Consider the following 15,229-nt stretch of genomic DNA (forward strand, 5'->3'; position numbering starts at 1 on the left):
TGTGACGCAAAAGTAGGCGGTGAAAAATTAATCTAGTTACCAATTCGGGAATTAGATTATCACAATCGGGAAAAGTATAGGAAGGGCTTATTTGGGGTAAAAACAAGAAAGGCATGCACTGCTTTAAGTACATGCCTTTCAATACTTTATTGATATGTCAATTATTTTTCAAAGGATACAATGGCTTCTTCACCATAGATCTGTTCGCGGTATTTGAGGGATGGAGAGGGTACAAATTCGCCCAATCCCAATTGTTCCCACAACAAATCCACTTTTTCAATCGTAGGAATATCACTTACCACGATGTTTGGCCAATCGCGCTGGAAGTTATCCCACTCCTTGGTTTTCAAGGTGCCATCCAAGCCTATGGCTGCTGTTAACTTGCTAGCATCGCTGCTGCTTGTTTGTGTATAGATGTAATGGTCGCGTTTTGGATCGAGGTTGTTGCAGAAACGCCATAATGACGATGGTAAGTCGTTAACATCCACGGTGTGTTCTACGAACAATACCATTTTAATGCCTTGCATAACAGGCAATGCGAACAATTGCTCGTTTAATTGCTTGATGTGCTGCGCGCGGTTCTTTTTCACGGCAACTACGAGGCAAGGAATGTCGTGCTTCAACAAGGTTTGATTGATGGCTGTAATCTCTGGCAATACGGCTTTAATCGCTTGCTCGTCGATGGAGGTGGGTGTTTTGGCGAATGCGTATTGTTCGTCGATTTCCTCGTCGTATTTCGTTGTACCATCGATACACATCTTACCACCGAAGCCCATTTTAGAGCAAGAGTGGTCGAGTACATCCATCGGGCCTTGGCTAAAGTAAATGTCTGTAGCCGGGTTCAGGTGTTTGAATACGTGTTGTGTTAAGGCTTTATAATCAGTGATTTTCGTTTCTGTATCGGCTACTACCAATATTTTGTTGAACATCATCTGCCCAGCGCCCCACATAGCGTTCATTACCTTTTGTGCTTGGCCGGCGTAGTCTTTCTTAATTTGCGAGATCACGAGGTTGTGGAATACGCCTTCTACCGGCATTTCCATGTCAACAATCTCCGGTACTAAAGTCATTTTAATCGGTGCGAGGAAGATTCTTTCCGTTGCTTTACCAATCCAAGCATCTTCTTGCGGTGGTACCCCTACGATGGTAGCCGGGTAAACCGGGTTACGTTTGTGGGTGATAGCCGTTACGTGGAAGCGAGGATACCAGTCGGCTAAGGAATAATAACCGGTATGGTCGCCGAATGGGCCTTCCCAGATCAGTTCTTCATTAGGATCAACATATCCTTCAATTACGAAGTCGGCATCGGCAGGCACTTCCAGTTCTGGTTGTGTAATACATTTCACCAATTCCACCTTTTTCTTGCGTAAGAAACCTGCTAACATGTATTCATCCACGTTTTCAGGTAATGGGGCGGTTGCTGAATAGGTATATACTGGGTCGCCACCCAAAATTACAGCCACCGGCATACGTTTACCGAGGGCTTTATATTCGTTATAGTGTTTGGCCGATACTTTATGCTTATGCCAGTGCATACCCGTTAAATTAGGCCCGAAAACCTGCATACGGTACATCCCTACGTTGCGGGTGCCGTTGTTGGGGTCTTTGGTATGAATAACGGGGAGGGTGATGAAAGGACCACCATCTTTAGGCCAGCATTGAATAACCGGGATTTTTTCGAGGGAAGGATTTTGCATAACTACGTCTTGGCAAGCACCACGACCGCTAATTACCTTCGGCATCCAAGAGGCAAACTGGCTCAATTTCGGTAACATCGCCAATTTATCTAAAATACCCTCTTTAGGTTTGGATATCATTTTAAAGAGCCCTTCGATTTCGTGGGCTACATCGTCTAATTCTTGTACACCCAGCGCCAAGCACATGCGCTTGTAGCTACCCATCGAGTTCATTAAAACCGGGAAATCGTATCCCGTGTTTTCAAATAACAAAGCCTTACCACCACCCGGCATCTTGCTAACACGGTCGGTTATTTCCGCGATCTCCAAATGTGGGTTTACGTACGTTTTAATGCGCACTAATTCGCCAGCTTGTTCTAATGTATTGATAAAATGTTCCAGGTTCTTAAATGCCATACGTTTTGATTTCGAGCATCAAAAGTAACAAAAAAAGACGTGTAATGGGGGAAATGAGGCCTGGGTAAGGTCATAAAATAAAGCTGCCCCGTATAAAACGAGGCAGCTTCGTATCGTACTAAGCAATGGTTACATTGCTATTACTTTGGATCTTCCTTTTTCTATCCACCAATCACAATCACACCTGTTACGCGTGGAGGACGTGGTACTGGAATAATCACTCTTGGTCGTGGTGGTGGTGGCACGGGTGCCGGAATTACTACCACTCCTCTATCATCACAATGCCTGTAGTGTTTATAATGTTTTGCATAATGTTTATCATCCCAACGATCTCTTCTCCTGTCGTGTCTTTCATACCTGTCGCAATCCCTATCTTTTTTTCCGTGGCCCCAACCTTTGTGATGTTGTGCATTCGCTGCATAGGAAGCTCCTATAACTAATAGTGAGAATAATAGAAACTTTTTCATACCTGTTGATTTTAGTGTTTTAGTTGGCTATACGTGGTTTTTTGCTCGCCGGCGTGGTTTTTCTCGCGTATGGTCCTGCTATGTTAATTCCAAAGAGTATGCCAAATAAAAAATGCCCCGCTTTTGCGAGGCATTTAGCATATTGTTATGTTCGTAAAAATATATTAAAACCGCATGTTAGGACAACCCGTATTGCGTAAAGCACGACGCTGTGCGCTGTTACCCCCACCTGCTAAACGATACGCAATGGTAATACCCGAGAAGGCGTACCAATCTTTGTTTTTCGGGTTACCTCTTACCGTACCATCCGGAGGATACACACCAGGTGTTCCATTTTTCGGGTTTACTTCATCACCCCGGTAAGCCATTTCAACAGCGGTTGCACCACGGTATAATAACAAGGTATTTTGATCGACATACGTGCTACTTACATCATCCAAATAATCGGTAAATGTGTAACGTAACCCAAATTCTAGTCCTACCGTCCAAGTTTCATTCAATTCATATTTTGCACCTACGCCGAATGGAATGGCAAATTGAAATAAGTTATAAGGGTTACGATCGGGGTATTGAGAAAGACCTTGACCTTCGGTGCCTAAGTTGCGAAGCGTGATCCACTGCCCTTGTAAACGCGCTTCTGGATTGAAAGCGAACCCACTGATACCGGCGAAAATGTAAGGGGTGAAGCCGGTTTCTTCCATATCCATAAAATTGAATTCGCCGATTAAATTGATTTCACCGATATGAGAACGGAAGCTGAGGTTACGGTTACGATATGCGGCGCTTTTGGCGGTACTATCGGCCGCAGCTACCATACCCCATTGCAAACCTGCCCGTAGGGTGAGGTAACGATTTATGTCTTTGCGCACAAAAATACCGATCGTGGGTTTAGTATATTTGAAATCAACTCTCTTCTCCGACAAATCTCCGCTATAGTTACTGATGCCTACCATGCCGCCTATATGCCAGTCTTGCTGGGCTTTTACGAGGAATGGGGTCATCAAAGTGGCACAAAAAAGTAAAATCTTTTTCAATGTTGTGGCAGTTTTAATCTAAACGAAATAATGGCAATAAAATTATCCTGCAACAAAATAAAAATAAGTATTGATAAATCAAACCCTTTACAGCACAACATTTCATTGATATAGCAATGAACCCTGTAAATCAGCTGCACTTGCCTATTAATCTGCACTACAATTTGTAAAACTTTATGCTTACTTTCAACGTACAAACCATTACATGCAGATATTATCACTCGAACACACCAGTCCGAGCACCATTGCACGCTGTTTTAACGATGCTTTTGCCGACTACTATGTAAAGTTCAATGCCAACGAAACGTACTTCATCAACCGCTGGAAAGCAGCCCGTGTTAGCTATGCGTTAAGTTATGGCGCTTTTGAAGAAGAGCGCTTAGTGGGGTTTATGTTAATGGGAATTGATCAATGGGAAGGATTGCCAACTGCGTATAATGCAGGTACCGGCGTAATTCCCGAAGAGCGGGGAAGAAGATTAGTAGAGAAAATGTACAGCCGTGCCCTCCCTGCTTTACAAGCGCAAGGCATTCAACAATCTACCTTAGAAGTAATTACCATCAACGAAAAAGCCATTAAAGCTTATAAGAACGTAGGCTACGAGATCGCCCGCGAACTCCATTGCTTCAGCGGCGAAATCAAACAAACGAGTACCGACCGGCTTTATAAATCCAAACATATCCCTTTCGACACCTTACCCACTCCACGCTTCCCTTATTCTTGGGAAAATAACCTTCAAGGCATCAAAATCGCTCCTCATCACTACGAATATTGGTACATTAAAGACGATAACCAAATCATAGCTTCTGCCATTATAAACCCCGGTAATGGCTATATCGCCCAATATTTCTTCACCGATCCCGACCAAGGTCTTCAACTCCTTGCTGCCATCGGGCAGCACTGCCCTGTTCTAAAAATCAACAATATTGACTCCCGGGACGATATCACCCTCTCCACCTTCACCCTAGCCGGCCTTAACGACTTCATTCAACAATATGAAATGAAACTCCTCTTGTAAGTGTCCTTTCCCTAAAAATCCCAAAATTTCGTTGCTTCATCATCAGCAAACCACCCCTCTTTCTCCTAAAAATCACTTTGTCACTGCGAAAAATCGCAAAAATCATAAAACTGCCATTTCGCAAATACTTCAATACTAATCACTTAAACACCTAAAAACGCTGAAACTCAAGCCCACAAAGGGTGAGGATAGGCTTTAGATAGGGTCGAGATAGGGTTTAGATAGGCAAAGGATAGGCTAGGGATAGGCTCGAGATAGGCAAAGGATAGGCTGGGGATAGGCTACAATACTCCTACCATTAGCATACCTATTGATTTACAGGCTTTTCCGAAATATTACCCTACAACTGCATAAAACGCCCACCATTCCCACCAATTTAATCCCCTATTTAAGGCACCCACTATCCTCATAAAGACAATAAAATCCCATGAATGAACCCATATAACGATTCTCAACCTGTAAAGACGGTTTTGCGCCTTTATATGGACACTTTTTGAGGCGAGTCGTAAAAACAACAAGGCCCCGCCAATTGGCGAGGCCCATACCATTTTAATGTACGTGGATTTTATATGGCAAGTGCGCTGTTCCAACTATCAATTTGTGCCATGTCCATTTCGAGTTGGATTTTCGCTGGTAAATCCTTACCGAGTAACATGCCTTTTTGCATAGATGGGTAAATTTCTTCAAAGCTCCTTACTTCGTTCATGAAAACACGACGTTGGATGTGCTTACGTGTAACCATATGAGGATCAGTTAAGCCCGCAGCGGCTGTTAATTCGATCGCACTTTCAATGGTATCACGGTGGTAATTCGCTACACGTTGTTTTTTATCGTCGACAACCAAACCGGCCATCAACCATTTGTCTTGCGTAGCAACACCGGCAGGACATTTATTCGTATTACATTGCAAAGCTTGGATACAGCCGATAGCCATCATCATGGCACGTGCACTGTTACATGCATCGGCACCCAACGCCATCGCGCGGAGAATATGGAAACCGGTTAATACTTTACCGGAAGCAATCAACTTAATTTGATCACGGATACCGAAACCAATCAATGTATCGTGTACAAAAGATAAGGCATCCATGAATGGCATACCAACAGAGTTGGAGAATTCTGGCGGCGCAGCACCTGTACCACCTTCACCACCATCTACCGTGATAAAATCGGGGTAAATGTTAGTGGCTACCATTGCTTTACAGATCGCGTAGAACTCGTTACGCTGACCAATACACAACTTGAAACCTACCGGTTTACCTTTCGATAAATCGCGCAATGTTTTAATGAATTGAATCATTTCGCGTGGCGTACCGAAAGCCGTGTGATATGGTGGAGAGTAAATAGTTGTATGTGGTTGTACGTGGCGAATAGCCGCTACTTCTTCTGTATTCTTAGCAGCAGGTAAAATACCACCATGGCCCGGCTTAGCACCTTGCGAGATTTTCAATTCCACCATTTTCACATGTGGATGGGCTACTTTTTCGGCGAATTGTTCACCGTTGAAGTTACCATTTTCATCGCGGCAACCGAAGTAACCGGTACCAATTTGCCAGATAATATCACCTCCATGTTTTAAGTGGAAAGGACTGATACCACCTTCACCGGTATTGTGTGCGAAGCCACCGATTTGAGCACCCGCATTTAGTGATTCTACAGCATTAGAACTCAGAGAACCATAACTCATCGCAGATACGTTGAAGATACTGCAAGAGTAAGGCTGCAAGCAATCTTTACCGCCTACTAATACACGTGGATCTTTGTCCATTTTGTTAAAGCCGATGGGTTGGATAGAATGTGCTAACCATTCGTATCCTTCTGCGTATACATTGAACTGCGTACCAAACGGTTGAGAGTTTAACTCGCGTTTAGCACGTTGATAGATAGTAGAACGATCAACACGGTTAATCGGGCTACCATCAATATCGCTTTCAACGAAATACTGGTAAATTTTTGGACGAAGATCTTCCATCCAATAACGCATACGCCCGAAAATCGGGTAGTTACGCATAATTGCGTGACGACGTTGCGTCATGTCGGCAATTAACATTGTTGCGAATGGGATGACTAGGATAAACGCTATCCAGACCCAAGGAAAATAGAATGCTAGCAAAGCCAATCCTAACATCGTAAAAATAGCAGCAACAATAAATACTTTTCTCATAACACCTCCTATTTGCGCGCAAAGGTATAGAATTAAACCATTGGAAAATGCCCGTGCATATTGCATTCTAGGGCACGAGGGGTCGATTTTAGATAATATTTAATAAAAACGCAAGAACCATTGTCGTTGTAAAAAAGAACTTGCAAGTTCCTGGTTTTTAACAGTGGTTCCAGCGTTTAATTTTGTTATTATCTTTTATCAATATGCAACGGTGAAACGTTCTTTGATATGTTTGTTGTTTTGTAGTTCATCGATCATCGCAACGGCATAATCTTTCACGGAGATATGGCTATGCCCTTTTGCATCGAATACTACTTGGTTTTTCCCTTCGCGGTAGTTACCCGTTCGTTCACCCGGATCGAGGCTGATGGGTGGGCAGAGGAAAGTCCAATCTAGTTCGGTATCCTTCTTTAAGAGCACTAACATATCGCGCGTGGCAATGGCGCCACCTTTAAACTGTTCTGGAAAATCGGGGGTATCGAGTAATTGCACACCGGGGGCTACTTCTAAGCTACCGGCACCGCCAACGGCTAGGAAACGTTTCACGCCCGATCGGCGGATGGCATCTAAAATAGTGTGATTGGCAGCGGTTTGTTCGGTGAGGATATCGGGATTATCCCACCCGGCATTATAGGCACTAATAACGGCATCTTGATCCTTTACCAGGTCTACCAGCTCATCTTCATTTAAAGCGTCGCCCTTTACCACGTTGAGTTGTGGGTTTTTCGTTTGAATCTTTTCGGGATGACGAACAATGGCTTTTACAGTAATACCTCTCGATAACGCTTCTTCTAAAATGGCCGAGCCTACAAATCCACTGGCACCGATAATTGCTAATTTCATTTGGATTCTATATTTTAAGATAACGAATGCTTCAGCAAAACAGATAAGACGGAGATAGCCTGTAGCCTACCCCGAGTACTAAACAAATAAAACATTCAAGTGTTTAATACACTTGGCAACCGTTGCTAAAAACACGGTAGCACTATTTGCCTCCAAATCGAATACCAAAGCGCGCAGGGAAACAACTGATGGAGAAAAAAAGATATACTTTTTTTGTAGGTATGATATTTGATTACATAAATAAACCCTTTCTATTATTAAAAATTATTATTATTTGTGAGTGAGACTCCATCCCATACATCCACCAAGAAAAAGAAAGTTTTACGTTGGGTGCTGCGCATTTTGCTCGGCATTATTTTAATACCTATTCTAGTATTGATCTTATTGCAATTGAATCCTGTACAGGACTTCGTGAAAATACGTGCACAAAAATATTTGCAGAAGCAACTGGGAACAAAAGTAGAAATTGGGTCGCTCCGCTTCCAGTGGTGGCACCAAGTGAAGTTAGGCGGTGTGTATGTAGAAGATAAGAAGAAGCAAGTATTGTTTTCAACAGCATCATTGCAAGTCAACTACAATTTGTGGGATATTCTCCACAACGAGATTGCTATTAGTTCGTTGAAATGGGAAGATGCATCGATTAACGTGTATCGCCCAGCAACAGATTCAGCCTTCAACTATCAATTTATTATCGATGCTTTTACTAGTGGAGAAGCGAAGCAGGATACATTAATTGAAGAAAGTAATACCACCCTTTCTTATAACATTGGTAACATTTCATTAAATAAAATTCGTTTACAGTTTAATGATACGTTGGGAGGCATGTTGGTAAGTGCCCGTTGGAATATGTTGCGTATAATTCCGAAAGATGTTGACCCTGCTAAAGGCATTTACAATATAGAAGAATTAACGGCCGATAGCCTAGTAGCATCGTTCGTTCAAAAATACATTCCAAAACCGGCTGTTACCCCTACTCCAACGGCCGATACCAGCAGCACACCATTAGCGTTGGCTGTTTCTAGGCTTTCACTCATGAACAGTCAATGGTTGTATAGTGATGAAGGCAGTGGTTTTGCAACCAGCGGCAACACGAAACAAATAGCTTTTAGGAATGCCTCGATTGATTTAACGAAAACATGGGTATTGGCCGATGAATTGAAAATTGATCGTTCTAATGTACAGCTAGATTTTAATGCTGCGGCAGACAAAACACCCCCTATTGTAGATTCCATAGATACACCGAATACCTGGGTAGTACAAGCAAAAAATGTGAACGTAGATTCGTTGTACTTTGTCATGAACGACCATACGAAACCGGTGCAAAAGCAAGGCATAGATTATATGCACTTAGGACTCCTGCCCGTTGTACTTCAAGCCTCCGACATTTACTATTCAAGCGATAGCACTTCTGCTACTTTGCAACATGCTTTCTTGAAAGAGAAAAGCGGGATTGTGTTGCATGAATTAAAAGGCAAGGTAAAATACACGGCAGCTGGGGCAGCTTTGCAGCAATTGATTTTACAAACCCATGAAAGCAAGATTGATGCTGATGTAGATTTGAAGGTCCGGGATTGGGCAACTTTAGCCGACAACCTTTCGCAATTACAAATCAACGCGAATATTCGTCCTACTACCGTGGCATTAAAAGAAGGCTTGTACTTCGCGCCTAGTTTGGCGAATAACCCAAGCATGCGCCCCATCATGCAAAAACGCCTAGCATTGAATGGTGTAATCCGTGGTACGATGGAAAGCTTGCAAATACCGAACTTCCATGCGCAGGATAACCAAGGTACTATCTTAGATGTGCAAGGTACCGCGCAGCATGTAACAGATTCCAAACGCATTGAAGTTAACCTACCTAAGTTGCGTGTGCAAGGTACACGTAGCAGTTTAGCATCCTGGTTACCGGCAGGCACTTTGCCTACAAATATACAGTTGCCGAATAACCTCCTACTCACGGGTAATGTGCGTGGCGGGATGCAACGTGTTCACCCGAACTTATTCTTGAATACCAGCTTCGGCAATGCAGCCATCACCGGTGATATCGCCCACTTCACCGATATGAAAAAGATTAGCTACGATGTAGAAGTAAAGGCACAACAACTCGCCGTAGGCAAGTTCTTAAGTGATACGACTATTGGCGCTTTAAATGGAAACATTGTTGCCAAAGGCTATGGAACCGATCCTAAGCAAGCGAAGCTCGACGGTGATATCAATATCCAATCATTCACATACAACAATTATACTTACCACAATATTGCCCTTAACGCTCAATTAGAAAATAGCTTCTACAAAGCCACGGGGTTTGTACGCGATTCTAGCTTACGTACGCAGTTCCAAGCAGAAGGTAAGATTGATACGTTGCAGCCTAGGTTATCGGCGAGTTTGGATGTAGACAAATTCGATCTCTATAAAACCAATTTCATGGCCGAGCCTTTCACTTTGAAGGCTTGCTTATTGGCGAAAGTGGACAACTTAGCGCCCCGGAATTTAAACGGGTATGTATTGATCGACCGGGTGCAGTTTGCAGAAAAAGAAAACATTTATTCGCTCGATAGTATCCTGGTGCGGGCACGTACAGAGGATGGTTTACAGCATATCAACTTTAGGAGTCCTTTTGGGTATATTGCAGCAAAGGGTGCCTTCAATTACCAAACCTTCGCACAAAGTGCACAAGAGCTTATACAACGACATTTTACACCGGTAGCCCAGCAAGTACCTTATGCACCGAAAGAAAGCCAGTGGATGACCTTTACGGGGCAGTTAGAAATACCGAAGTCGTTACGTAAATTCTTACCGAGTTTGCAAATGACGAAGCCTGTATCCTTGAATGGCGGGTTTAGTACCGATAGTGCGAAGTTAGCGGCGCATCTTTTCTTACCGACACTTAATTACAACGAATTCAACCTCGATACTTTACAAGCAGATATATTAGCCGACACCACGAATATGCAGGCCGCCATTGTATTGGCCCGGATGCAGCATCCGCAAATACCGTTAGAGCGTACTACCATTAACGCGAATGCTAAGAATGGTTTGCTGGATTGGGATTTGGTGATCAACAACAGTGCGAAGCAACCGAAGTATAAATTGGGCGGCATGTTGCATTACTTAGATGCCGATAGCTTGTTAGTGTCGTTGAAAGAAGAGTTATTACTCAACAAGCAAAAATGGACCGTTAGCGGCGATAATAAAATCTTGATCCAAAGCGGCGCCTTCACCTATGCGAACCTCGGTATCCAAAACGGCGAACAGGCGCTAGAAATACTTACCGGCCCCCCATCGCGCCCAGGTGCTTTGCCTGATGTAACCGTGAACTTGCGCAACTTCAACCTCGCTTCTATTACCAGCCTTATCGAAAAAGATACAGCGCTGATTGCCGGTATTGCTTCCGGTAAACTAACGGCGGCGAACCTTAGCGACACCAGTGGTATGAAGGTGGAAGGAGAATTGAATATTGATAGTATGGCGTTTATGGGTACTAAAATCGGCAACTTGGAGTTAACGGCAGGTACAGTTGAGAAGAACACTTACCGTGTAAATGCCCATATTAGCGGTAATGAAAACGATATTACGCTTTTCGGTACTTATGGTGAAATGATGGACTTTGACCTGGCTTTGGATAAGCTCAACATGGCCTCTATAGAACCGTTTACATTTGGCTCGGTAACGTCATTAGGAGGTGTAACCTCGGGGCGCTTATCTATTATGGGTACGGTGAACAAACCTGTGATCCAAGGGAAGCTACACTTCGAAAAAGTAGGTGGTCGTGTTACCATGATCAATAATATACTTACGCTTCCTTCGGAAGACATCGTATTCTCCCGTGCGGGCTTGCGTTTTAATAATTTCGTAGTAGCAGATAGTGCCCAAAATGAAGCAGTTATTAATGGTAGTATTGTTACGTTGAATTACCGCGACTACGCCTTCAACCTCGACTTGAAAGCAGAAAACATGATGGTGTTAGGTCCTAAATCTCCTACCGATAAAGAGCAATGGTATTGGGGTCCTGCACGCATCGATGCCAATGCAAAAATTCGTGGTACACTCGATTTACCTAGAGTAGAAATGAATGTGAAACTCCGCGAGAAATCAGAAGTTACCGTCATGATTCCTGATAATGATCCTGGCTTATCCGACCGGGAAGGCGTGGTACAATTTATCGACAAGGATTCGCCGATAGATTCGAGCTTATTAGCGAAATCGGATACCGCTGCTAAATCAGTTTCTACCAACATCAAAGGCATCGTATTCTCCGGCGATATTGAAGTAAACCCGGATGCAACCATGCGGATTATTATCGATCCTAGTAACGGCGATTACTTGGAAGTAAAAGGTACTGCTACGCTGAATGTAACCATGGACCCAAGTAGTAAATTGAGCTTAACGGGTAGATATGAAATTGAGCAAGGTAAATATGCCATGAGTTTAAGCCAGTTGATTAAACGAGAATTTGATATCCAAAAAGGTAGTAGCATTACATGGAATGGCGATCCTACCAGTGCCGATGTTGATATTAAAGCACGTTATACCGCCAATCCACCTGCCATCGATCTTATCAGCGATCAGCTTACAGATGGTAGCACCAATAGGAACCGTTACAACCAGAAAATACCGGTATATGTATACCTTAAAATCACGGGCGAATTACTGAAACCCGATATCGCTTTCGAACTGGATATGCCTGAGAAAGACCAAGGTGTATTCGACGGGGCCGTATATACCCGTTTGAAACAAATTAACCAAGTACCCAGCGACTTAAACAAACAAGTAATGGGCTTATTGGTACTGAATAAATTTATTTCCGACAATCCATTCGAATCTCTTTCTAGCGGTGGTTCTACAGTAGAAGACATTGCCCGTAAGAGTGTGAGTAAAATATTATCCCAACAATTGAATAGCCTGGCAGGATCATTGATTAAAGGGGTTGATATCAACTTCGATCTACAATCGAACGACGATTACAGCACCGGTGAACGCCGCGAACAAACGAACTTGAACGTGGATGTGTCGAAGAAATTGTTCAGCGATCGCTTAACGGTATCAGTTGGGTCGAACATTGCATTATCGGGCCCTGCGGCTACACAAAATGCCAGTTCGATTATTGGTGATGTAACGATAGAATATGCATTAACGAAAGATGGTCGTTACCGTTTACGCGCCTATAGGAAGAACTTAACAGAAGTGATATTAGAAGGCCAGAACGTAGAAACGGGTGTGAGCTTCTTACTCGTAATGGACTACGACGAGTTTAGGGAAATTTTAAGACGAAGAAAAGAAAACAAAGCACAACGCATCAGAACTAAATAATCATGACGCAGCAGATGAGAATTTATACATACCTCCTTTTCATATCCGCCAGCGCCATCTTGGCTGCTTGTTCCACTACGCGCACCGTGCCCGAAGGCGATCGCCTATATACAGGTGCCGATGTGAAGTGGGACGGCAAAAAGCCCAAAGATTATAGCACGCTCAGCGATGGCGTGGATGACCGTATTCGCCCCAAACCCAATAAGAAATTTTTGGGCATGCCTATCAAACTTTGGCTGTACAACCTTGGCAACGAACCGAAAGGGAAAGGACTAAATTACTTACTCCGTAAGAAATGGGGTGAAGCACCTGTGTTACTCAGTTCCGTTAAGCCTAACAATACCAACTTAATTTTGGAAGGTTACTTGGAAGATAAAGGTTATTTCAACGTACAGGTAGAAAATGAAATCAAGCATAGCGGGAAGAAAAAAGCAGGTATTCATTATACGATTGACCCTCGGAACCGCTATACGATTAAAAGTGTAAGTTTCGTGGTAGATAGCAGCAAATTGGGGTATTTCATCGATAGCTCGAAGAAATTTACCTTGTTGAAAGTAGGAGATAATTACGATCTCGATATTATTAAAGATGAGCGGGAACGTATTCATAATATTTTAAAAGAAAAAGGGTATTATTACTTTACGCCAGACTATTTACTGGTGCAAGTAGATAGTACAAAAAGCGGGCAGGTTGATTTATATGTGAAAGTGAAAGATGCTGCACCGCGCGTGGCTTTGCGCCAGTATTACATGCGTAAGGTAGATCTGTACACGAACTACACCTTGGGTAGAGACAGCTTAATATCGGAATACCCTGGTCGCCCCTTCCACGGGTTTACTATTTATGATCCAGATAGTTTGTATAGACCTATTGTATTTGAGCGTTCCGTGTTCTTGAAAGAAGATTCTTTGTATAGGTTGAGCTCGCACAACATTACTTTACAACGTTTAATGAACTTGGGTACGTTTAAGTTTGTGAGAGGAACATTTCGTCCTGATAGGGATTCGAGTTACTTGTTTGCGAAATTCTATTTAACGCCGTACCCGAAACGTTCTTTGCAATTGGAGTTATCGGGATATTCTAAATCGAATAACTTTATTGGTTCGGAATTGAAAGTTTCGGCGAAAAACCGGAACTGGTTCAAAGGAGCCAATTTGCTACAAATAACGGTAGGTGCGGGTTTTGAAACCCAAGTGGGCGGTAAAAACACGCAGTTGGTAACGAATGCCTATAGCTTGAATTTAGGCGTATCGGTTACATTCCCTAGGTTCATCTCTCCTATTCCCGGCTTGAACTTACGAACGCCGTATGTGCCGCGTACGAGAATAAGTGCGAGTTATGAATTACTGAGTAGTCCGAACTTATACAACCTGAATGCACTCAACTTGCAATTCGGTTACCAGTGGAAGAAAACCCAGTTCCTCGACCATTTATGGAACCCCATTTCCATTACTTACGTGTTGCCTTCCAAAATAACCCCTGAATTCCAGGAGCGCTTGGATAAAGATCCAACACTCAGGCAAAGTATTGCGAAACAGTTTATTATCGGTGGTAACTACACCTTGAACTTCAGCAACCTTTCACCAGAACGTTATCATAGCTTCTTTGCGAGCTTCAATGCCGATGTAGCGGGTAACTTAATTGGCTTGGTAACGAAGAAAGATGATGATGGACAACGCAAGATATTTGGACAGGATTATTCGCAATTTGCACGCTTGTCGTTGGAAGGCAGGTACTACTGGAAATTATCGAAGAACTTGAACTGGGTGAACAGGGTGTTTGCGGGTTATGGTTTGCCGTATGGCAATTCGAAATCGCTGCCTTTTGTGAAGCAGTTCTTTACGGGTGGTAGCAATAGTTTGCGCGGCTTCAGGGCAAGAACCCTTGGCCCGGGTAGCTTCCGTTCCGATTCCAGTACGTATTACGCCAATGAAGCGGGTGATATCAAAGTGGAATTTAACTCGGAATTACGATACAAGTTAATGAAATACATTGCGCTGGCAGCTTTCGTGGATGCAGGTAATATTTGGTTGCAAAAAGCAGACAGTTCTAAACCAGGTGCGCAATTCAAGTTCAATAGCTTCTTAAATCAAACTGCTGTAGATGCGGGTATTGGTTTACGGATTGATGCTTCCATACTTGTTGTACGTTTCGATTTGGCCTTCCCTGTGCGCAAGCCTTGGTTGCCTTCGAATGAACGATGGGTAATTGATAAGATTAACTTCGGAGATCCCGATTGGCGGAAAGAGAATCTCATCTTGAATATCGCGATTGGTTATCCGTTCTAATAGTAAAAAGGT

The 15,229-nt window shown here is 43.2% G+C and carries 8 protein-coding genes; 3 read left to right on the plus strand and 5 right to left on the minus strand.

What is annotated here, in order from left to right; all coding sequences use genetic code 11:
• Window positions 1–161: 161 nt before the first annotated feature.
• From LX64_RS24290 to porG, 3 genes are all read right to left on the minus strand, one after another.
• A complete protein-coding gene (locus LX64_RS24290) occupies window positions 162–2,093 on the minus strand; it encodes a menaquinone biosynthesis decarboxylase (protein WP_111600301.1) in 1,932 nt (643 codons plus the stop codon).
• Between the two features lie 161 nt (window positions 2,094–2,254).
• Window positions 2,255–2,560 carry a hypothetical protein gene (locus tag LX64_RS25885; RefSeq protein ID WP_148707445.1) on the minus strand — a complete coding sequence of 102 codons (306 nt, stop codon included), beginning with the start codon at window positions 2,558–2,560 and terminating at the stop codon, window positions 2,255–2,257.
• A 164-nt stretch (window positions 2,561–2,724) separates the two neighbouring features.
• Window positions 2,725–3,594 carry a type IX secretion system protein PorG gene (gene porG / locus LX64_RS24295; RefSeq protein WP_148707446.1) on the minus strand — a complete coding sequence of 290 codons (870 nt, stop codon included), beginning with the start codon at window positions 3,592–3,594 and terminating at the stop codon, window positions 2,725–2,727.
• A gap of 205 nt (window positions 3,595–3,799) precedes the next feature.
• On the opposite strand from porG, the gene LX64_RS24300 reads away from it, so the two are divergent.
• Window positions 3,800–4,612, plus strand: a complete 813-nt coding sequence (locus LX64_RS24300; RefSeq protein WP_111600303.1) for a GNAT family N-acetyltransferase — start codon at window positions 3,800–3,802, stop codon at window positions 4,610–4,612.
• 565 nt (window positions 4,613–5,177) lie between these two features.
• On the opposite strand, the gene LX64_RS24305 is transcribed toward LX64_RS24300, so the two are convergent.
• Window positions 5,178–6,776, minus strand: coding sequence for an FMN-binding glutamate synthase family protein (locus tag LX64_RS24305; RefSeq protein WP_111600304.1), 1,599 nt, complete (start codon window positions 6,774–6,776; stop codon window positions 5,178–5,180).
• A gap of 198 nt (window positions 6,777–6,974) precedes the next feature.
• Window positions 6,975–7,619, minus strand: a complete 645-nt coding sequence (locus tag LX64_RS24310; protein ID WP_111600305.1) for an NAD(P)-dependent oxidoreductase — start codon at window positions 7,617–7,619, stop codon at window positions 6,975–6,977.
• A 276-nt stretch (window positions 7,620–7,895) separates the two neighbouring features.
• On the opposite strand from LX64_RS24310, the gene LX64_RS24315 reads away from it, so the two are divergent.
• Both LX64_RS24315 and tamL read left to right on the plus strand, forming a co-directional pair.
• The gene (locus tag LX64_RS24315; RefSeq protein WP_148707447.1) at window positions 7,896–12,929 is read left to right on the plus strand and encodes a translocation/assembly module TamB domain-containing protein; all 5,034 of its coding nucleotides are present in this window, start codon (window positions 7,896–7,898) and stop codon (window positions 12,927–12,929) included.
• Between the two features lie 14 nt (window positions 12,930–12,943).
• Entirely contained in the window at window positions 12,944–15,217 is a 2,274-nt protein-coding gene (gene tamL / locus LX64_RS24320; RefSeq protein ID WP_158538727.1) for a translocation and assembly module lipoprotein TamL, read from the plus strand.
• Window positions 15,218–15,229: the final 12 nt, after the last annotated feature.

It is taken from the genome of Chitinophaga skermanii (assembly GCF_003259335.1).
Classification (GTDB): domain Bacteria; phylum Bacteroidota; class Bacteroidia; order Chitinophagales; family Chitinophagaceae; genus Chitinophaga; species Chitinophaga skermanii.

What these genes read in the sequence shown, in the direction of transcription:
- LX64_RS24305 (WP_111600304.1), bottom strand. Translation starts at nt 6,776, where the DNA reads ATGAGAAAAGTATTTATTGTTGCTGCTATTTTTACGATGTTAGGATTG.
- LX64_RS24310 (WP_111600305.1), bottom strand. Translation starts at nt 7,619, where the DNA reads ATGAAATTAGCAATTATCGGTGCCAGTGGATTTGTAGGCTCGGCCATT.
- tamL (WP_158538727.1), top strand. Translation starts at nt 12,944, where the DNA reads ATGAGAATTTATACATACCTCCTTTTCATATCCGCCAGCGCCATCTTG.
- LX64_RS24290 (WP_111600301.1), bottom strand. Translation starts at nt 2,093, where the DNA reads ATGGCATTTAAGAACCTGGAACATTTTATCAATACATTAGAACAAGCT.
- LX64_RS25885 (WP_148707445.1), bottom strand. Translation starts at nt 2,560, where the DNA reads ATGAAAAAGTTTCTATTATTCTCACTATTAGTTATAGGAGCTTCCTAT.
- LX64_RS24300 (WP_111600303.1), top strand. Translation starts at nt 3,800, where the DNA reads ATGCAGATATTATCACTCGAACACACCAGTCCGAGCACCATTGCACGC.